Source organism: Nocardioides sp. Arc9.136, from assembly GCF_030506255.1.
Classification (GTDB): Bacteria; Actinomycetota; Actinomycetes; order Propionibacteriales; family Nocardioidaceae; genus Nocardioides.
Genome location: NZ_CP113431.1, coordinates 174,168 through 192,372 on the forward strand (window position 1 = coordinate 174,168; position 18,205 = coordinate 192,372).

An 18,205-nucleotide genomic window follows, 5' to 3' on the forward strand; every position below is an offset into this window, starting at 1 on the left:
CCATGAGCGAGGACCGCCCGATCGAGTACTGGCTGACCGACATGGACGGGGTGCTGGTCCATGAGGAGGACCCGATCCCCGGCGCCGCGGAGTTCCTGGAGGCGCTGAAGGAGTCGGGGAGGAAGTTCCTGGTCCTCACCAACAACTCGATCTTCACCCCGCGCGACCTGCGCTCGCGGCTGCTGGCCAGCGGGATCGACGTGCCGGAGGAGTCCATCTGGACCTCGGCGCTGGCGACCGCGCAGTTCCTCGCCGACCAGCGGCCGGAGGGGCGCGCCTACGTCGTCGGGGAGGCCGGGCTGACGACCGCGCTGCACGACATCGGCTACGTGCTGACCGACCGCGACCCCGACTACGTCGTGCTCGGGGAGACCCGGACCTACTCCTTCGAGGCGATCACCCGGGCGATCCGGCTGATCGACGACGGGGCGCGGTTCATCGCCACCAACCCCGACCCGAGCGGGCCGAGCCAGCAGGGCAAGCTGCCCGCGACCGGGTCGGTCGCCGCGCTGATCAGCACCGCGACCGGGCGGACGCCGTACTTCATCGGCAAGCCGAACCCGCTGATGATGCGCTCGGCGCTCAACCGGCTCGACGCGCACTCGGAGTCGGCGGTGATGATCGGCGACCGGATGGACACCGACATCATCAGCGGTCTCGAGGCGGGCATCCGGACGGTGCTCGTGACGACCGGGTCGACCCGCCGGGAGCAGGTCGAGACCTTCCCCTACCGCCCGACCCGGGTCGTCGACTCCATCGCGGACCTGGTCGACCTCGCCCGCGGGCAGAGGCTGCCCGCCGGGGAACCCGACCGGCCGGCCTAGACGGCCGCCGCCGCGGCGCGGCCCGCGACCCGGCCGGAGAACAGGCAGCCGCCGAGGAACGTCCCCTCGAGTGCGTTGTAGCCCATCATCCCGCCGCCGCCGAAGCCGGCGACCTCGCCCGCGGCGTACAGGCCGGGGAAGGGGGTGCCGTCGGCGCGCAGGCAGCGGCCCTCCAGGTCGGTCTCCAGCCCGCCGAGGGTCTTGCGGGACAGGATGTTGAGGCGTACGGCGATCAGCGGGCCGGCGGCGGGGTCGAGCAGCTTGTGGGGGCTCGCGACCCGGATCAGCTTGTCGCCGAGGAACCGTCGGGCGCCGCGGATCGCGGTGACCTGGGCGTCCTTGCTGTAGTCGTTGTCCATCTCGCGGTCGCGGGCCTCGATGAGCGTGCGCAGGCGCTCGACGTCGATCGGCGCGACGCCCTCGTCGGCGACCCGGTCCATGCCGGCGACGAGCTCCTCGAGGGTGTCGGCGACGACGAAGTCCTCGCCGTGCTGCTTGAACGCCTCGACCGGCCCGGCCGCGCCCTTCTTGACCCGGGAGAGGAGCAGCCTGACGTCCTTCCCGGTGAGGTCGGGGTTCTGCTCGGAGCCGGAGAGCGCGAACTCCTTCTCGATGATCCGCTGGGTCAGCACGAACCAGGAGTAGTCGTGACCGGTCGCGCGCAGGTGCTGGAGCGTGCCGAGGGTGTCGAACCCCGGGAAGAACGGCGCCGGGAGGCGGTTGCCCTCGGCGTCGAGCCACAGGGAGGAGGGGCCGGGGAGGATCCGGATGCCGTGGTTGTCCCAGATCGGGTCCCAGTTGCGCAGGCCCTCGACGTAGTGCCACATCCGGTCGGGGTTGACGACGGTGGCGCCGGCGTCCTGGGTGATCCGGAGCATCCGGCCGTCGACGTGCGCCGGGACGCCGGCGACCATCCGCTTCGGCGGGGTGCCCAGCCGGGCCGGCCAGTTGCGCCGCACCAGCTCGTGGTCACCGCCGATGCCGCCGCTGGTGACGACGACGGCCGACCCCCGCGCCTCGAACTCGCCGACCACCGTGCGGCTGCTCGGCCGGCCGCGCTCGACGTCGGTGGGCTCCAGCACGCCGCCGCGCACGCCGACGGCGACGCCGCCCTCGACGAGCAGCTCGTCGACCCGGTGGCGGCAGGCCAGCCGGACCCGGCCGGAGGCGACGTGCTCGCGGACCCGGCGCTCGAACGGCTCCACGACGCCCGGGCCGGTGCCCCAGGTGATGTGGAAGCGGGGGACCGAGTTGCCGTGGCCCGTGGCCGTGCCGTCACCGCGCTCGGCCCAGCCGACGACCGGGAAGATCCGGTGGCCCATCCCGCGCAGCCAGGAGCGCTTCTCCCCGGCGGCGAAGTGCAGGTAGGCCTCGGCCCACGCCCGGGGCCAGCGGTCCTCGGGCCGGTCGAACTGCGCGCTGCCGAACCAGTCCTGCCGCGCCAGCTCGAGGCTGTCCTTGACGCCCATCCGCCGTTGCTCGGGGCTGTCGACCAGGAACAGCCCGCCGAGGCTCCAGAACGCCTGCCCGCCGAGGTTCTGCTCGCCCTCCTGGTCGACCAGCAGCACGCTGCGGCCCGCGTCCGCCGCCTCCGCGGCGGCCACCAGGCCGGCGAGACCGGCACCCACGACGACGACATCGGCACGCAGCTCGGGCATGGGCGTCATCGTCGCCGATCCGCCCCGCCCCGGCGTGCCCGGGTCGCGGGTCGGACCGGGGTCGCGGGCGCACCGATCGTTCAATTGCGCGGTCCTGACCGTGTGCAAGCGCTTGCGCGCCGTCACGACCCAGCAGTTGAACGGTTGCGACGGCCCGAGGACGCGGACCCGGCGAGGGACGGCTCAGTCCACCGACCACTCGACGGCCGAGACCAGGTGGTCGCCGGAGAGCCCCTTGAGCCGGACGGAGCGCGGCTCGGTGAGGACGAGGTCCTCGGCGTCGGCGAGGGCGGCCGCGACCGGCTCGCTGACCAGCACCTCGCCGCCCTCGGCGAGGGCCGCGACGCGGGCGGCGTGGGCGACGTTGCGGCCGAAGATGTCGTTGTCGCGGTGGACGACGTCGCCCTGGTGGATGCCGATGCGGACGGCGACCGGCACGCGTCCCCCGCGCCGGCCGCGGTCGAGGGCGCGCTGGACCGAGGTGGCGCAGCGCACGGCCTGCTCGGCGGTGGAGAAGGCGACCATGAACCCGTCGCCCTGGGTCTTGACCACGTGCCCGGCGTGCCGCTCGACCCGACTGCGGACGAGCTGGTCGTGGCGGGCGAGCAGCTTGACGAACGCCCGGTCGCCGAGCTCCTCGTTGAGGGCGGTGGAGCCCTCGATGTCGGAGAAGAGGATCGCGACCGTGCCGTCGACGCCGGCGAGGCGCACGAGGTCGGGCCGCTCGACCTGCGCCCAGCCGGCAAGGTCCTCGACCGAGCTGCGCAGGGCGCCGCCGAGCCCCTTGTCGCGCACGAGCGTCGCGGTCTCCCAGACCGCCCTGACGACCTCGTCGGGCCGGGGCACGAGCCGCCGCGGCGGCTTGCGGCCGTCCCGCAGCGCCGCGACCTCCGCGCGCAGGCGCCGTACCCGCCGCCGGCCGCCCAGCCACAGCCCGAGGAGCACCCCGAGCCCCACGGCCTCGACGGCGACCGCGACGGCGAGCAGGACCGTCGACGTCGTCACCGGGGGATCATCGCGGACGCGACGCCGCCCGCCGCGCCCGTCCCGACGCTCGGCCTTGGCGCTGCCCTCTACGCTTCACCCCGAGGGGAGTACCCCGCTCAGTGCCACCGGTCAGTACGACGTCCCCTGCGGCGTCCCGGTGGCCGCCCGGCCCGGCCCCGTCCGGACCGCCGGGTGGGGGAGACCTCGAACGACACCCGTTCGAGGAGTCCTGCATGCCCACCATCGGCACACCCCTGCTGTGGACGGTCACCATCGGTGCCGTCCTGGTCCTCCTGCTCGTCGACTTCCTGCTGACCCGTCGTCCCCACGAGGTCTCGATGAAGGAGGCACTGGGCTGGTCGGCGTTCTACGTCGCCCTGCCGCTCGCCTTCGGCACCTGGATCTGGGCGCAGCACGGCAGCACGACCGGCGTGGAGTACTACACCGGCTACCTGGTCGAGAAGACGCTGAGCGTCGACAACCTGTTCGTCTTCATGCTGCTCCTGGCGGCCTTCGCCGTCCCGCGCGAGCTCCAGCAGCGCGTCCTGCTGTACGGCATCGTCGGCGCGCTCGTCCTCCGCGGCATCTTCATCGCCCTCGGCGCCGCCGCGCTCGCGGCGTTCGACTGGGTGTTCCTGGTCTTCGGCGCGGTGCTGCTGCTCACCGGCCTGAAGCTGCTGCGCGACGCCGTCCGCGGCCAGGAGCACACCACCGACGTGGACGACATGCGCGTCGTGCGCCTGGTGCGCCGGGTCGTCCCCGTCACCGAGGAGTACGACGGCCCGCGGATGCTCACCCGCACCGCCGTGGGCCGGACCACCCGCCGCGCCCTCACGCCGCTCGCGCTGGTCGTGATCGCGGTCTTCGCCACCGACGTGGTCTTCGCGATCGACTCGGTCCCCGCGGTCTACGGCATCACCGGCGACCCCTACCTGGTCTTCGCGACCAACGCCTTCGCGCTGCTGGGCCTGCGGGCGCTCTACTTCGTCCTCGAGGGCGCGCTGGCGAAGCTGGCCCACCTCTCCTACGGGCTGGCGGCGATCCTCGGCTTCATCGGCGTCAAGCTCGTCCTGCACTGGGCCCACCTGGTGTGGCCGTCGGTCCCCGAGATCCCCACGCTCGCCTCGCTCGGCGTCATCGTCGGCGTGCTCGCGGTGACGGTCACCACGAGCCTGCTCGCCTCCCGCCGGGCGGACCGGGCGGACCGGGAGCAGCCTGTCCGGACCGGTCCGCAGGACGGCGCCGAGGCACCCCTGGCCCGTTCGGGCCATGCCGAGGAGGACCTGCGTAGTCCGTTGTGACCAGCGGAAACGGCGGCGCCTGACCTGTTCGGGAAAGGCCGGGGACGAGTTCCCCGGCCGTTCACCGGAGGCGGCGCATCCGTTCCCGGAGGGTCCTGAGCATTCAGGGCGCGCGGACACCTCGTCCGCGCGCCCGACCAGATCAGGACCACCGTGACCACCCTCCCGCTGCCCGGCACCGACGACGACGTGCGTCCCCGCCGGATCTCCCGACGCCCCACCGGCGCGGACGCGGTCTTCGAGCACGCGAGCCGTGCCGTGGGCGCGTCCGTGCTCGTGGTGACCGGGGGCGTCGGCCTCTTCCTCGCCTGGCAGGCCTACCCGACCCTGGACCGGTACGGCTGGTCGTTCTTCACCGAGAGCCAGTGGCAGCCCGAGGCCGACGTCGTCGGCATCGCCGCGGTCCTCGCCGGCACCGCGTCCGTGGCGCTGGTCGCCATGGCCTTCGCGTTCCCGCTGGCGCTGCTGACCGCGCTCTACATCAGCGAGTACGCCCCGGCGCGGCTGCGCTCGACGCTGGTCTCGCTCGTCGACCTGATGGCCGCGATCCCCTCGATCGTCTACGGGCTGTGGGGCTTCTCGCTGGTGATGCCGCACGCGGCCGAGCTGGCGCTGTGGCTGCACCGCAACCTCGGCTGGATCCCGTTCTTCGACGTCCGCGGGTCCGACCCCGACGCCGCGGTCTGGGACGCGAGCCGCTACACCGCCAGCGCGTTCTGCGCCGGCATCGCCGTCGCCGCGATGGTGATGCCGATGTCGTGCGCGGTCATGCGCCAGGTCTTCTCCCAGACCCCGCCCGGTGAGAAGGAGGCCGCGCTCGCGCTCGGCTCCACCCGCTGGGGAATGATCCGCACCGTCGTGCTGCCCTTCGGCCGCGGCGGCATCATCGGCGGCACGATGCTCGGCCTCGGCCGCGCGCTCGGCGAGACGATCGCGGTCTTCCTCATCGTCTCCCCGGCCTTCGAGATGAAGTGGAACGTCCTCGAGATCGGCACCAGCACGGTCAGCGCGCTGATCGCCGGCCGCTTCGGCGAGGCCAGCGACGCCCAGCTCTCCGCGCTGCTGGCCGCCGGTTTCGTGCTCTTCCTGATCACCCTGGTGGTCAACACCCTCGCCGCGGTCGTGGTCGGACGCAGCCGGTCCGGAGCGGGGACCGACGCATGACCGCGACGCTCCCGCCCGAGGCCCCCGGCCTCCACCCCGGCGCGCACGCGGCGGCGCCCCCGACCACCCACCTGCCGACGTACGACGAGGACGCGGCGCCCGCCGTCCCGCGCGCGAGCCTGGGCCGGCTGAGCCCCGACGAGCGCTTCTCCCGGCTCGGTCCGTGGGCCGCGGCGCTGGGCCTGTCCTGGCTGGTGACCCAGCGGCTGCTGCCGCTCGCCGGCCCGGCCTGGTTCGTCATCGTGTGGTTCGGCCTCGGCCTGGTCCTGACCGCCACGACCGCGGCGATGTCGGGCGGTTCGACCGAGGTGCGCGACCGGCTCGCCGAGGCGGTCGTCACCGGTGGCGCCGTGGTCGTCGCCGGCGTCCTGGTGACCACCGTCTACGACGTGTTCTCCCAGGGCTGGCGCCCGCTGACCCACCTCAACTTCTTCCTCGACGACATGTCCGGCGTGGGCCCGAAGGACTCCTTCGACCGCGGTGGCGTCGCGCACGCGGTGGTTGGCTCGCTCATCGAGCTCGGGATCGCGCTGGTGGTCACGCTGCCGCTGGGCATCGGCACCGCGGTCTTCATGACCGAGGTCGGCGGCCGGTTCGCGACGCTGGTCCGCACGGTCGTGGAGGCGATGACCGCCCTGCCCTCGATCGTCGCCGGGCTGTTCGTCTACACCGTGCTGATCCGCGCGCTGGGCTACCCGCGCTCGGGCCTCGCGGCCGCGATGGCGATCGCGGTGATGATGCTCCCGATCATCGCCCGGGCCGCCGACGTCGTCCTGCGCGTCGTGCCCTCCGGCCTGCGCGAGGCCAGCCTCGCGCTCGGCGCCAGCCGCTGGCGCACCGTGTGGTGCGTCGTGCTGCCGACGGCGCGCCCCGGCCTGGCGACGGCGGTCATCCTCGGCGTCGCCCGCGGCATCGGCGAGACCAGCCCGGTCCTGCTCACCTCCGGCGCGGCGGCGTTCATGGTCGCCGACCCCACCGAGGGAGCGATGAACTCGCTGCCGCTCTACATCTTCTCCCTCGTCCGCTCCGGCGAGCCGACCGCCATCACCCGGGCGTACGGCGCCGCCGCGGTGCTGCTCGGCCTCGTCCTGCTGCTCTTCGTGGTCGCTCGCCTGCTGGCCCGGCCCCGCGGCACGCGGCCACCCCTCCGCTCCCGTCTCGTCACGCGCCTGCGCCAGGCGCCCTCCATCTCGCAGGAGAACCGTTGAGAACCGCGTCCCGAGCGGTCCGTCGCTGCACCCGCAGCTGGATCGCCTTCCTGATCGCCCTCGGCTGCGTCGCGACGCTGCCGGGCGCCGCCCACGCCGCGGCGTACGCCCAGATCGAGGGCACCGGGTCGACCTGGTCGGAGCTGATCGTCCAGCAGTGGATCTCCGACGTCGACGCCAACGGCATGAAGGTCGTCTACACCGGCGGCGGCTCCTCCAAGGGCCGCAAGGACTTCTCCCAGGACAGCACCGACTTCGCGATCTCCGAGATCCCCTACCAGGGCGTCGACGAGGCCGGGAACGCCGACACCAGCGGCGGCCGCGAGTTCGCCTACCTGCCGATCGTGGCCGGCGGCACGGCGTTCACCTACCAGCTCAAGGTGGGCAACGAGCTGGTCCGCAACCTCCGGCTCTCCGGGGAGACGCTCGCCAAGATCTTCACCAACCAGATCACCAACTGGAACGACCCGGCGATCGCGAAGGACAACAACGGCCGCGCGTTCCCCTCGCTGCCGATCACGCCGGTCGTCCGCTCCGACGGCTCGGGCACGACGGCGCAGTTCACCACCTGGATGGACCACGAGTACCCGTCGATCTGGCGGCCGTTCTTCGGCCGCTCCGGCCTGACGTCGTACTACCCCCGCAAGGGCCGCGCGGTCGGCCAGGCCGGCTCGGACCAGGTGATGAACACGATCGCGGGCTTCGCCGGCAACGGGACGATCGGCTACGTCGAGTACTCCTACCCTGTCAACAAGGACTACCCGGTCGTCAAGGTCCTCAACAAGGGCGGCTACTTCGTCGAGCCGACGCAGTACAACGTCGCGGTCGCGCTGACCAAGGCCAAGATCAACCAGGACAAGGGCTCCGCGCTCTACCTCACCCAGGTCCTCGACGGGGTCTACACCGCGACCGACCCGCGGGCCTACCCGCTGTCGTCGTACAGCTACATGATCATCCCGACGGGGAAGAGCGACCCGCGGATGTCGACGGCCAAGCGCCAGACGCTCGCGGACTTCCTCTACTACTCGCTGTGTGCGGGCCAGGCCAAGGCCGGGCCGTACGGCTACTCGCCGCTGCCGCTCAACCTCGTGCAGGCCGGGTTCCAGCAGATCGCGCAGCTCAAGCAGGCCGACAGCGCGGTCGACCTGACCGACCGCGACGTCACCTCGTGCAACAACCCGACCTTCGACGGCAAGAACCTCTCGGGCAACAAGCTGGCCCAGATCGCCCCGCAGCCCGCGGCGTGCGACAAGGTCGGTGCGGGACCCTGCGGCACCGCGACCGGCACGGGCACGCCGTCGACGGACGAGGGCACCGGCGCCGCCGGCGGCCAGGGCGGCGGCACCGGGACCGCGGCCGGTGGCGGGACGGGCGGCGGCGGGGCAGCGGGCGGCGGGGCCGCCGGCGTGCCCGGCGGTGACGCCGCCCCGGTCATCGACCCCGAGACCGGTGCCGTCGTCGGGGGCGGGGACGTCGTCGCGACCGGGGGCGAGGCGATCTACGCCAACCCCACCGAGCTCGCCGCCGACCGCGCCGCCGACACCCGCGCGTTCGGGTGGCTGGCCGCCGTCGAGCTGGTCGCGCTCGTGCTGCTCCCGGGCCTGTACGTCGCCTCGCTCAAGCGCCGCCGGAGCGTCCGGTGACGCGCCGGGCGGGCCTGGTCCTCGTCGCGCTGGCCCTCGTGGCGCTCGGCCTCGCCGTCCCCGGCCGCCTCGGCGCCCCCGCGCAGGCCGCCCCGGCCGCGTCCGCCGCCTCGGCCGCCTCGGCCGCCGGGAAGGCGAAGGACGGCTACCGCGCCACCAAGGAGCTGACGCGCGTCTTCGCCAACGCCGACGGGACCTCGTACTCCTTCCCGACCCACCGGGTGACCGTCACCGCCGACAAGACCAGGAACCTGCGCGGCCGGCAGCGGATCCGGATCAGCTGGAAGGGCGCCCAGCCCAGCGGCGGCCGGGCGAGCAACCCGTACGGCGAGAACGGCCTGGCCCAGGAGTACCCGGTCGTCGTGCTGCAGTGCCGCGGCGTCGACGACCCGTCCGTGGCGGCCGGCAGGCGGCTGCGGCCGGAGACCTGCTGGACGGCCTCGGTCGCCCAGCGCTCGCAGGTCACGCGCTCGGAGGGCGAGGCGACCTGGCGCCACGACCTGTACGCCGACGCGGCCGACAAGGCGCGGGTCTCCGGCGTCGCGCCGTTCCCCGGCGCCGAGGAGTGCCCCACCGCCGACATCGACCCCTACGCCACCCGGCTGACGCCGTTCGTGGCCCGCGGTGGCCGCACCTACCTGGCCTGCGACGCCGAGCACATGCCGCCCGAGGCGGCCGTGGGCGCGGCCTTCCCGCCCGCGGAGATCGCGGCGTTCACCGAGCCCGACGGCACCGGCAGCGTGCAGCTGGAGGTCCGCAGCGACACCGAGAACGAGTCGCTCGGCTGCAACCACGAGGTCGCCTGCTCGGTCGTCGTCATCCCGATCGTCGGCCTCAGCTGCGACGCGCCGTCGGAGCCGGCGACCGCCGGCGACCAGGCGTGCCGCAAGGGCGGCCGGTTCGCGCCGGGCTCGAGCAACTACAGCAACGAGGGCATCGACCAGGCCGTCGGCCCGGCGCTGTGGTGGGCGGAGTCGAACTGGCGCAACCGGTTCGCGATCCCGATCACCTTCGGCCTGCCGCCGGACACCTGCGACATCCGCGACCCGCGCCCTCCGACGGGCTTCTACGGCTCCGAGCTGCTCGCCCAGGCCGCGACCCAGTGGTCCCCGGCGTACTGCCTGGCGAAGGACCGGTTCAAGTACCAGCTCAACCAGATGTCCGACGAGGCCGGCTGGAACCTGATGGAGAGCGGCGGCGGCGCGGCCGCGGCGGTCTCCTCCGAGCACCAGCGGCGCGGGACCGACCCGGTCGGCTACGCGCCGACGGCGGTGACCGGCTTCTCGATCGCCTACGTCGTCGACGAGCCCGACAACGGCGGGGAGTACTCCCGGCTGCGGCTCAACGCCCGGCTGGTCGCCAAGCTGATGACCCAGAGCTACCTCGGCTCCGACCTCGGCCGTGGCCACCCCGGCATCGGCGGCAACCCGCTGGCGATCATGAACGACCCGGAGTTCCAGCAGCTCAACCCCGGGCTGAGCACCACCACGCAAGAGGCCGGCGCGGCGCTGCTGTCGCTGTCGAACTCCTCCGACGTGGTCGAGCAGGTCACTGCGTACCTCGCCGAGGACCCCGACGCCCGGGCGTTCCTCTCCGGCAAGCCCGACAAGTGGGGCATGAAGGTCAACCCCGAGTACGAGGGCATCGAGGTGCCCCGCTCGGAGTGGCCGCTGCTCGACACCTACGTCCCCGAGACCGAGAACACCTGCCGCCAGGAGAACCCCGCGGTCTACTTCACCCAGCTCGCGGCTCCGGTGACCACCCTGCGCAAGATCTCCGAGGCGCTGCTCGACGCCTGGCCGAACGTGCAGACCCGTTGCGAGCTCGACCAGTCCGCCCAGCAGTACAAGCTCGGCCGGGTCGACCGCCAGTCCTTCGGGTCGCGGTTCATGCTCGGCATCACCAGCCTCGGCGACGCGGCGCGCTACGGCCTCCGCTCGGCGGCGCTGGAGACGAAGCCGGGCCGGTACGTCGCGCCGACCGACGCCTCGCTGGGCGCCGCCGTGCGGCTGGCCGAGCAGGCCGAGCCGATGCAGCCGTTCGTCCTCGACCAGGCCGACGTGCGCAAGGACGGCGCGGCCTACCCGGGCACGATGGTCGTCTACACCGCCGCGCGCCTGCGCAACCTGCCGAAGGCCGACGCGACGAAGGTCGCCCAGTTCATCCGGGTCTCGACCACCGAGGGCCAGCGCCCCGGCAGCGGCAACGGCGAGCTCCCCGAGGGCTACCTGCCGATCCGGCGCACCGGCGTGACCGCGAAGCTGTTCCGCTCCGCACAGCGCGTCGCGGACGCGGTCGCGGCGCAGCGCGAGCCGGCCGGTGGCGGGGACACCTCCGGCGGTGGCAGCGGCGGAGGCGACACCTCCGGCGGCGGCACCGGGCTCCCCGGCGGCGACGTCCCGGTGGGCGACGTGCCCACCGGCGAGGTCCCCGGCGCCGACGAGGCGCCCGGCGCGGACGAGCCGGCCCCGCCGGCCACCGCGGCGCCGGTGATGCCGGCCACCGAGCCGGTCGGCTCCCGCCTCGGCGGCGGCCTCCTGCCGGCCCTGGTGCTCGTCGGGCTGGTCTCGGTGCTCGGCGCCAGCGGCCTGCGCTTCTTCGTGCGGGTGCCGCGGTGACCGCCCTCGACGACCGCCCCGCCCCCGAGGCGGGCGCGGCGGCGGGCACGGACACCGGGTCGCCGTCCGCCGGCCGCGCCCGTCCGCTGGTCCCGGCCCGCCTGGCCGGCGTCCTGCGTGGCCTCCGCGGCCCGGCCCGGCCCGCGCGGCCCGCCACGAAGCCGGACGAGCGCACGGCGGTCGCCTCCTCGGCGCTGACCATGCTCGCGCTGGTCTGCCTCTGGACGGCGGCGCAGCTGCTCTTCCTCGGCTCGCTGTCCCACGAGCGCGCCCAGGAGCTGCTCTACCGCGACCTCCGCACCCAGATCGCCTCCGCCACCGCCCCGGTCGGGCCCGTTGTCCCGGTCGGCGACCCGGTCGCGCTGCTGCGCATCCCGAGCCTCGGGGTCGAGGAGGTCGTCGTCGAGGGCACCGCCTCCGGCGACACCCTCGACGGGCCGGGCCACCGGCGCGACACCGTGCTGCCCGGCCAGGTCGGCACGTCGGTCGTCTACGGCCGCGCCGCGACGTACGGCGGCCCGTTCGGCGACCTCCCCGACCTCCGGGTCGGCGACGCGGTCGAGGTGACCGGTGCGCAGGGCGCGGTCACCTTCTCCGTCCTCGGCGTCCGCCGCGGCGGCGACCCGCTGCCCGCGCCGGCGAAGGAGGGCGCCGCCCGGCTGACCCTCGTCACCGCCGAGGGCGAGGGCCGGTTCGCCGCGGTCTCCCCGGGCTCGGCGGTCTACGTCGACGCCGAGGCCCCCGAGGGCTTCCCGGCGCCCCCGGGCCGGCCCGCCGCCGTGCCGGAGTCGGAGAAGGCGATGGCGGCCGACGACGGCGCCGTACCGCTCCTGGCCCTGCACCTGGCGCTTCTCGTGGCGCTCGTCCTCGCCGTGGTCGCCGCGCGCCAGCGCTGGTCGACCGTCCTCGTCTGGGTCGTCGCGACCCCGCTCGCCCTCGCCCTGTCCTGGGCGACCACCGACGTGGCCGTCCGGCTCCTGCCGAACGTCCTCTGAACCAACCCGCACCACCACCACGCACCACCACCACGCACCACCCACCTCCAAGAAAGCGATGTCGAGATGTCTGTACGCAAGTCCCTCGCCGGTCTCGCGGCCGCGGCCGTGACCGGCTCCGTGCTCGCGCTCACGGCCGCCCCGGCGACCGCCGCCGTCGACCCCGACGACACGACGTTCGCCCCGGTCGCCGCGGACCTGGTCGGCGTCGGGTCCGACACCAGCCAGCACGCCCTCAAGCTGCTCGCCGACGGCTGGAACGCCACCTCGCCGGCCGCGAAGCTCGCCACCTACGCCGCCACCGGCGGCGGCGACGTCACCCTGCACACCGGCGCCCTCAGGCGGCCCAACGGCTCCGGCGCGGGCAAGGCCCTGCTCTACGGCGCCGGCAACAACGCGGGTGTGGATTTCGCCCGCTCCTCCTCCGGCCCCTCGACCGCCGAGGTCCAGGCCGGCCTGCAGAACTTCCCGTTCGCGCTCGACACCCTGGTCATGGCCGTCTCCGGCTCGACCGCCTCCAACGCGCCCGCCGCGCTCACCAAGGACCAGATCGTCGACATCTACGACGGCACGGTCACCAACTGGTCGCAGGTCGGCGGCAAGGACGGCGTCATCAAGCCGCTGATCCCCCAGGCCGGCTCGGGCACCCGCAGCTTCTTCACCGCCCAGCTGCAGGCCGCCAACGGCGGCGTCGCGGTGACGCTCGCCAAGTCGGTCGCCGAGGTCCAGGAGCACGACGACACCGCGATCAAGGGCGACCCGAACGCCGTCGCGCCGTTCTCCGAGGGCCGCGCCGGCCTGCTCGGCAAGACGCTGCGCCTCGAGACCGGCTTCCGCGCCGACCGCGCGCTCTACAACGTCGTCCGCGGCGCCGACCTCGCCACGGCCGCCGTCCAGTCGGTCTTCGGCGAGAAGGGCTACCTCTGCTCCTCCGACGCCCGCGCCCTCATCGAGCGCGCCGGCTTCAAGCAGCTCGCCACCCCGGCCCAGGGCGGCGTCTGCGGCCAGGCCACCCAGAGCGCGACCAGCAACTTCACGCTCAACGAGTCGGTCCGGACCACGCTCGCGCTGAGCGGCTCCAGCACCCGCGCGAAGTCGGCGACCCTGGTCGCCCAGGTCACCGGCAGCACCGCTCCGCAGGGCACGGTCACCTTCACCTCCGGCGGCACCACGCTGGCCACCGGCGTCCCGCTGGTCTCCGGCCGCGCGACGTACACCGCCACCGGCCTGGACCTCGGCAGCCGCTCCTTCGCCGCCGAGTTCGTCCCGGCGCAGGGCTCGGCCTTCGAGGGCTCGACCGCGACCGCCTCGGTGGTCGTCAAGGCCGGCTCCGCCGTCTCCGAGACCTTCCCCGCGAAGGTCGCCAAGGGCAAGAAGGCCGCCGGCACCGTCACCGTCGCGCTCACCGGCGCGAGCGGCCAGGCCACCGGCACGGTGAAGGTCATGGAGGGCTCCAAGACCCTCAAGTCGGTCGCCCTCAAGGGCGGCAAGGCCACGGTCAAGCTGCCGAAGCTGGCCAAGGGCAAGCACTCCCTGAAGGCGGTCTGGGGCGGCAACGGCGTCGCCGTCGGCGCCACGAAGTCCTTCACCATCACCCAGAAGTAGCCCGCACCACCGGCACCGGGCGGTCGTCGTACGACGACCGCCCGGTGCCGCGCGGTCGACCAGCGAGGAACCGAACCATGAGCACCACCGACGAGACCACCGTCCTGCCCGCCGTCCCGGCCGGCCCGCCCGCCCCCGTGGCGCCGCTCGCGCCGCTCGCGCCGCTCGCGGAGCTGCGGGCCCACGAGATCACCGCGTGGTTCGGCGAGCGCAAGGTGCTCGACCGGGTCTCGCTCACGATGCCGGCGGGCGGCATCACCGCGCTCATCGGCCCGTCCGGCTGCGGCAAGTCGACCTTCCTGCGCATCCTGAACCGGATGCACGAGCTGGTGCCCTCGGCCCGGCTCGCGGGCGAGGTGCTGCTCGACGGCGAGGACGTCTACGACCCCGACCGGCGCCTCATCGACGCCCGCCGCGCGATCGGCATGGTCTTCCAGAAGCCCAACCCGTTCCCGGCGATGTCGATCCGGGAGAACGTCCTGGCCGGCCTGCGCCTCACCGGCACCCGCGCCTCGCGGTCGGCCAAGGAGGAGCTGGTGGAGTCCTGCCTGACCAAGGCGGGCCTGTGGACCGAGGTGCGCGACCGCCTCGACGCGCCCGGCGGCGGCCTGTCCGGCGGCCAGCAGCAGCGGCTGTGCATCGCCCGCTCGCTCGCGGTCAAGCCGCGGGTGTTGCTCATGGACGAGCCCTGCTCGGCGCTGGACCCCACCTCGACACGCGTGATCGAGGAGACCATGCTGGAGCTCGCCCGGGAGGTCACCATCGTCATCGTCACGCACAACATGCAGCAGGCCGCACGCGTCTCCACGCAGTGCGCCTTCTTCCTGGCCTCCCACGGCACGCCCGGCGTGATCGTGGAGCACGGCGACACCGGCGCGATGTTCTCGGCCCCGCGCGACCAGCGCACCAGCGACTACGTCAACGGCCGGTTCGGATGACCGGACGCGTCCGCGCGCTCCCCGCGGTCCTCGGGTTCCTGCTCGCCCTCGCGGTGCTCTCCGGCACCGCGTTCTGGGCCCAGCAGCGGGTGCTCGACCCGGCCCGGACGCGCAGCGCGGACGCGACGGCCGAGCCGCTGGTGGCGGCCGTCCCCGAGGTCGCGGCGCCCGAGGAGGCCCCCGGCCGGGCGGCCACCGGGAGCCGCGGAGGCGTCCGGGCCGGGTCCGGCGTGCCGGCCGTGGACCCCACGTGGGCGGCGACCACGGCGGACCGCTCCGGGATCCCCGCGCCCGCCGTCGCGGCGTACGGCCGGGCCACGCTGATGGCGCCCGACGGGTGCTCGGTCGGCTGGACGACGCTGGCCGGCATCGGCTGGGTGGAGTCCCAGCACGGCACCATCGACGGCCGTGCCCTCGGGGAGGACGGGCACTCCTCCAGCCCGGTCCTCGGTCCCGCGCTCGACGGTCGCGGCAAGGTGGCCGCGATCCCGGCCACCCCCTCCTCCAGCCGCTGGCACGGCGACCCCGACTGGGACCACGCGGTCGGGCCGCTGCAGTTCATCCCCTCGACCTGGCGGCGCTGGTCCGCCGACGGCGACGGCGACGGGACCGAGGACCCCAACGACCTCGACGACGCCGCGCTCGCGGCGGTCCGCTACCTGTGCGCCGACGGGCACGACCTGACCACCGGGGAGGGCTGGTCGGCGGCGATCTTCTCCTACAACCACGCGCAGGAGTACGTCGCGGCCGTCCACGCCGCCGCGACCGCCTACGCCGAGCGGACGGGATGAGCATGACCCTGCAGCGCACCGACCGGACCGGGACCTTCGGCGCAGAGGAGATCACCGAGGCCTACGCCGCGTTCCACGCGCGGGTCGAGGGGTTCACCGCGAGCGGCGACTGGCACGGGTACGCGGACCTCTTCACCGAGGACGCGACGTACGTCGAGCACGCCTACGGCACCTTCCGCGGCCGCGAGGAGATCCGCGAGTGGTCGGTGCGGACGATGACGAGCTTCCCGGGCAACGTGATGACCGGGTTCCCGCTGGCCTGGTCGACGGTCGACCTCGAGCGCTCGCGGCTGGTCTGCGAGGTGCGCAACCTGATGCCCGACCCGGGGGACGGGTCGCTGCACGAGGAGTCGAACCTGACGATCATGACCTACGCCGGGGACGGGCTCTTCTCCGGCGAGGAGGACGTCTACAACCCGCTGCGGTTCCTGCGCACGACGCTGCGCTGGGCGGCCGTGGCCGAGGCGCACGGCCGGCTCGGGGACGAGGGCCGCGCGTACGTCGCGACGTACGGCGGCACGTCGGGCGGCTGAGGCCGGGCGTTCACGCGGGGTTCCCCCGCCGCGGGTAGAACCGGCCCGGTGCGGGTGCTCGTGGAGCCGGTGGGCTGGCTGCTGGTCCTCGCCGGCCTGGTGCTGCTGCCGCTGCCGGGGCCCGGCGTGGTGCTCCTCGCCTGCGGCCTCGGCCTGCTCGCCCGGCGCTACGACTGGGCCGGGCGCTGCGTCGAGCGGGTGCGGGCGGTCGCGGGCCGGCAGGCGGTCAGCACCCCGCTGCGCTCGGCCGTGAGCCTCGGCGGCACGGCGGTGCTGGCGCTCGCCGGCCTGCTGTGGATCTGGCCGGCCTGGCCCTGGCTGCCCGGCGGGACCTGGACCGGCGTGGGGCAGCTGGTCTCGGGAGTGGCGGCGTTCGCGCTGCTGGTGGCCGAGCACCGGCGGCACCGGTCACCGGTGACGGGCTTGCCGCGCTCTGGGATGCTCGACGCCATGGACACCGCCACCGCCCGCGCGACGGAGAGCGAGTCGTGAAGGGTGCCGCGCGCCGGGTGACCCTCGAGGTCGTCGGCTGGTTCCTGGTGGTCGCGGGCGTCGCCGCGCTGATCCTGCCCGGCCCCGGGCTGCTGATGCTCTTCGGCGGCCTGGCGGTCCTCAGCCAGCAGTACGAGTGGGCCGAGCGGCGGCTGGACCCGGTGAAGTACCGCGCGCTCAAGGGCGCCGCGGAGTCGGTCGAGACCAAGGTCCGCGTGGTCTTCTCCGCCGGCGTCGCGCTCGTGCTGGTCGCCGCCGGCGTGCTGTGGATCTGGAAGCCCGACGTCCCCGCCTGGTGGCCGTTCGCGGACTCGTGGTGGCTGCCGGGCGGCATCGCCACGGGGATCACGCAGGTCGTGTCCGGGATCGTCGCGCTGGCGCTGCTCGTCTACAGCTACCGCCGCTTCCACGGCCGCCCCGACGCCGTCGCCGCGCTCGAGCGCGACATCGACCGGGCGGACCGCCAGCAGGGCTGAGGTGCCCCGGGGCGCCCGGGACGCCGACAGCGACAGGGGAGGCCCGCCGGCTCGTGGCCGGGGGACCTCCCCTGTCGCGTGGAGCGGGACCGTCAGCGGCGGGTGGCCCCGGCCGTCGGGCAGAACGGCAGCGGCAGCGGGACCGGGCCGAGCACGTCGCACAGCGGGTCGAGCGGGCCGCCCGCGCAGGGGTCGGTGGACGGCAGGCCGGTGGGCAGGCCCGTCGGCAGGCCGGTCGGCAGGCCCGGGCCGGGCGTCGGCGTGGCCGTCGACGTCGGGCGCGGGCTCGTGGTGGCGCTCGGCGAGCAGGTCGGGCTCGGGCTGGTGGTGCCCGTCGGCGTGGCCGTCGCGCTGCCGCTGGGGCTGGCCGTGACGGTGGCCGTCACGGTGCTGGTGGCCGTGCTGGTCGGCGCGGAGGTCGCCCGGTCACGGCAGTCCGAGAGGTCGCGGCGGGCGGCGTCGCGGTCGCTGCGCGCCCGGGCGAGGTTCACCTTGACTCGGTTCTTCGAGGCCTTCGCCTGCGCGAGCGCCTTCTTCGCCTGCGCCCGCTTCTTCGAGCCCTTCGGTGCCTGCTGGTAGGCCTTCCGGGCCTGCGCGACCTTGGCCGACCTCGTGGCCAGCGCGCGCTCGAGGCGGTCCACCCGGTCCTCGGCGTCGTCGTAGGTGTTCTGCTCGGCGGTGCAGCCGGGCGGGGCCGCGGCGGCGCTCGTGGTGCCCGCGGAGGTCAGCGCGACGCCGACCCCGACGACGGATCCGACCACGAGGGCGACGGAGGCCAGCGCGGTGAGCAGCTGGCGGAGGACGGGGTTCGACATGGCGGCTCCTGCGGTGGCGGGTGGGGTCTGGTGGCTCAACGACCCGGCCGAGCGGACGTTAGGCGCGTCCTGTGCGCGAGATCACGGTGTGCGGACGTCGCGAACACTGCAGATCGTCCGGAGCACCCGTGCCGAGACGATAAGATTTCCGTCGGAG

At 74.3% G+C, this 18,205-nt stretch carries 16 protein-coding genes; 13 read left to right on the forward strand and 3 right to left on the reverse strand.

Translation table 11 applies throughout. The features are described from left to right. The first annotated feature begins 2 nt into the window (after positions 1–2). Positions 3–824 carry an HAD-IIA family hydrolase gene (locus OSR43_RS00880; RefSeq protein WP_302269042.1) on the forward strand — a complete coding sequence of 274 codons (822 nt, stop codon included), beginning with the start codon at positions 3–5 and terminating at the stop codon, positions 822–824. Here the strand turns inward: OSR43_RS00880 and OSR43_RS00885 are convergent. Together OSR43_RS00885 and OSR43_RS00890 are read right to left on the reverse strand one after the other, a co-directional pair. Continuing rightward, on the reverse strand, positions 821–2,482 hold the full coding sequence (locus OSR43_RS00885; RefSeq protein WP_302269043.1) for an FAD-binding dehydrogenase: 1,662 nt from the start codon (positions 2,480–2,482) through the stop codon (positions 821–823). The two genes, OSR43_RS00880 and OSR43_RS00885, sit on opposite strands and share 4 nt — an antisense overlap. A 183-nt stretch (positions 2,483–2,665) precedes the next feature. Further along, positions 2,666–3,487 carry an adenylate/guanylate cyclase domain-containing protein gene (locus OSR43_RS00890; protein WP_302269044.1) on the reverse strand — a complete coding sequence of 274 codons (822 nt, stop codon included), beginning with the start codon at positions 3,485–3,487 and terminating at the stop codon, positions 2,666–2,668. Positions 3,488–3,702: 215 nt separating this feature from the next. On the opposite strand from OSR43_RS00890, the gene OSR43_RS00895 reads away from it, so the two are divergent. The 12 genes from OSR43_RS00895 (at position 3,703) to OSR43_RS00950 (ending at position 17,233) form a co-directional block, all read left to right on the forward strand. Beyond that, on the forward strand, positions 3,703–4,770 hold the full coding sequence (locus OSR43_RS00895; protein WP_302269045.1) for a TerC/Alx family metal homeostasis membrane protein: 1,068 nt from the start codon (positions 3,703–3,705) through the stop codon (positions 4,768–4,770). 153 nt (positions 4,771–4,923) lie between these two features. After that, positions 4,924–5,934, forward strand: coding sequence for a phosphate ABC transporter permease subunit PstC (pstC, locus tag OSR43_RS00900; RefSeq protein ID WP_302269047.1), 1,011 nt, complete (start codon positions 4,924–4,926; stop codon positions 5,932–5,934). Next, a complete protein-coding gene (gene pstA, locus OSR43_RS00905; protein WP_302269048.1) occupies positions 5,931–7,142 on the forward strand; it encodes a phosphate ABC transporter permease PstA in 1,212 nt (403 codons plus the stop codon). Before pstC ends, pstA begins: the two co-directional genes overlap by 4 nt. Then, positions 7,139–8,785, forward strand: a complete 1,647-nt coding sequence (locus OSR43_RS00910) for a phosphate ABC transporter substrate-binding protein PstS (protein ID WP_302269049.1) — start codon at positions 7,139–7,141, stop codon at positions 8,783–8,785. The genes pstA and OSR43_RS00910 overlap by 4 nt, the downstream gene beginning before the upstream one ends. Next, positions 8,782–11,403, forward strand: coding sequence for a hypothetical protein (locus OSR43_RS00915; protein ID WP_302269050.1), 2,622 nt, complete (start codon positions 8,782–8,784; stop codon positions 11,401–11,403). The genes OSR43_RS00910 and OSR43_RS00915 overlap by 4 nt, the downstream gene beginning before the upstream one ends. Next, a complete protein-coding gene (locus tag OSR43_RS00920) occupies positions 11,400–12,398 on the forward strand; it encodes a sortase (RefSeq protein WP_302269051.1) in 999 nt (332 codons plus the stop codon). Before OSR43_RS00915 ends, OSR43_RS00920 begins: the two co-directional genes overlap by 4 nt. A gap of 66 nt (positions 12,399–12,464) precedes the next feature. After that, positions 12,465–14,003 carry an Ig-like domain repeat protein gene (locus tag OSR43_RS00925; protein ID WP_302269053.1) on the forward strand — a complete coding sequence of 513 codons (1,539 nt, stop codon included), beginning with the start codon at positions 12,465–12,467 and terminating at the stop codon, positions 14,001–14,003. Between the two features lie 77 nt (positions 14,004–14,080). Further along, entirely contained in the window at positions 14,081–14,941 is an 861-nt protein-coding gene (locus tag OSR43_RS00930) for a phosphate ABC transporter ATP-binding protein (protein ID WP_302269054.1), read from the forward strand. Then, positions 14,938–15,732 (forward strand): lytic transglycosylase domain-containing protein, encoded by a 795-nt coding sequence (locus OSR43_RS00935; protein ID WP_302269055.1) that lies wholly within the window; start codon positions 14,938–14,940, stop codon positions 15,730–15,732. Before OSR43_RS00930 ends, OSR43_RS00935 begins: the two co-directional genes overlap by 4 nt. A gap of 2 nt (positions 15,733–15,734) precedes the next feature. Then, the gene (locus tag OSR43_RS00940; protein WP_302269056.1) at positions 15,735–16,265 is read left to right on the forward strand and encodes a nuclear transport factor 2 family protein; all 531 of its coding nucleotides are present in this window, start codon (positions 15,735–15,737) and stop codon (positions 16,263–16,265) included. A gap of 48 nt (positions 16,266–16,313) precedes the next feature. Continuing rightward, a complete protein-coding gene (locus OSR43_RS00945) occupies positions 16,314–16,757 on the forward strand; it encodes a PGPGW domain-containing protein (RefSeq protein WP_302269057.1) in 444 nt (147 codons plus the stop codon). Then, on the forward strand, positions 16,754–17,233 hold the full coding sequence (locus tag OSR43_RS00950) for a PGPGW domain-containing protein (protein ID WP_302269059.1): 480 nt from the start codon (positions 16,754–16,756) through the stop codon (positions 17,231–17,233). The genes OSR43_RS00945 and OSR43_RS00950 overlap by 4 nt, the downstream gene beginning before the upstream one ends. Positions 17,234–17,325: 92 nt before the next feature. Here the strand turns inward: OSR43_RS00950 and OSR43_RS00955 are convergent, their stop codons facing one another. Beyond that, complete coding sequence (locus OSR43_RS00955; protein ID WP_302269060.1) at positions 17,326–18,048, reverse strand: hypothetical protein; 723 nt, start codon at positions 18,046–18,048, stop codon at positions 17,326–17,328. Positions 18,049–18,205: the final 157 nt, after the last annotated feature.

Excerpts from the sequence above, each read along its gene's own strand:
- OSR43_RS00880 (WP_302269042.1), top strand. The coding sequence starts at position 3 with ATGAGCGAGGACCGCCCGATCGAGTACTGGCTGACCGACATGGACGGG.
- OSR43_RS00885 (WP_302269043.1), bottom strand. The coding sequence starts at position 2,482 with ATGCCCGAGCTGCGTGCCGATGTCGTCGTCGTGGGTGCCGGTCTCGCC.
- OSR43_RS00895 (WP_302269045.1), top strand. The coding sequence starts at position 3,703 with ATGCCCACCATCGGCACACCCCTGCTGTGGACGGTCACCATCGGTGCC.
- pstA (WP_302269048.1), top strand. The coding sequence starts at position 5,931 with ATGACCGCGACGCTCCCGCCCGAGGCCCCCGGCCTCCACCCCGGCGCG.
- OSR43_RS00925 (WP_302269053.1), top strand. The coding sequence starts at position 12,465 with ATGTCTGTACGCAAGTCCCTCGCCGGTCTCGCGGCCGCGGCCGTGACC.
- OSR43_RS00930 (WP_302269054.1), top strand. The coding sequence starts at position 14,081 with ATGAGCACCACCGACGAGACCACCGTCCTGCCCGCCGTCCCGGCCGGC.
- OSR43_RS00935 (WP_302269055.1), top strand. The coding sequence starts at position 14,938 with ATGACCGGACGCGTCCGCGCGCTCCCCGCGGTCCTCGGGTTCCTGCTC.
- OSR43_RS00940 (WP_302269056.1), top strand. The coding sequence starts at position 15,735 with ATGACCCTGCAGCGCACCGACCGGACCGGGACCTTCGGCGCAGAGGAG.
- OSR43_RS00955 (WP_302269060.1), bottom strand. The coding sequence starts at position 18,048 with ATGTCGAACCCCGTCCTCCGCCAGCTGCTCACCGCGCTGGCCTCCGTC.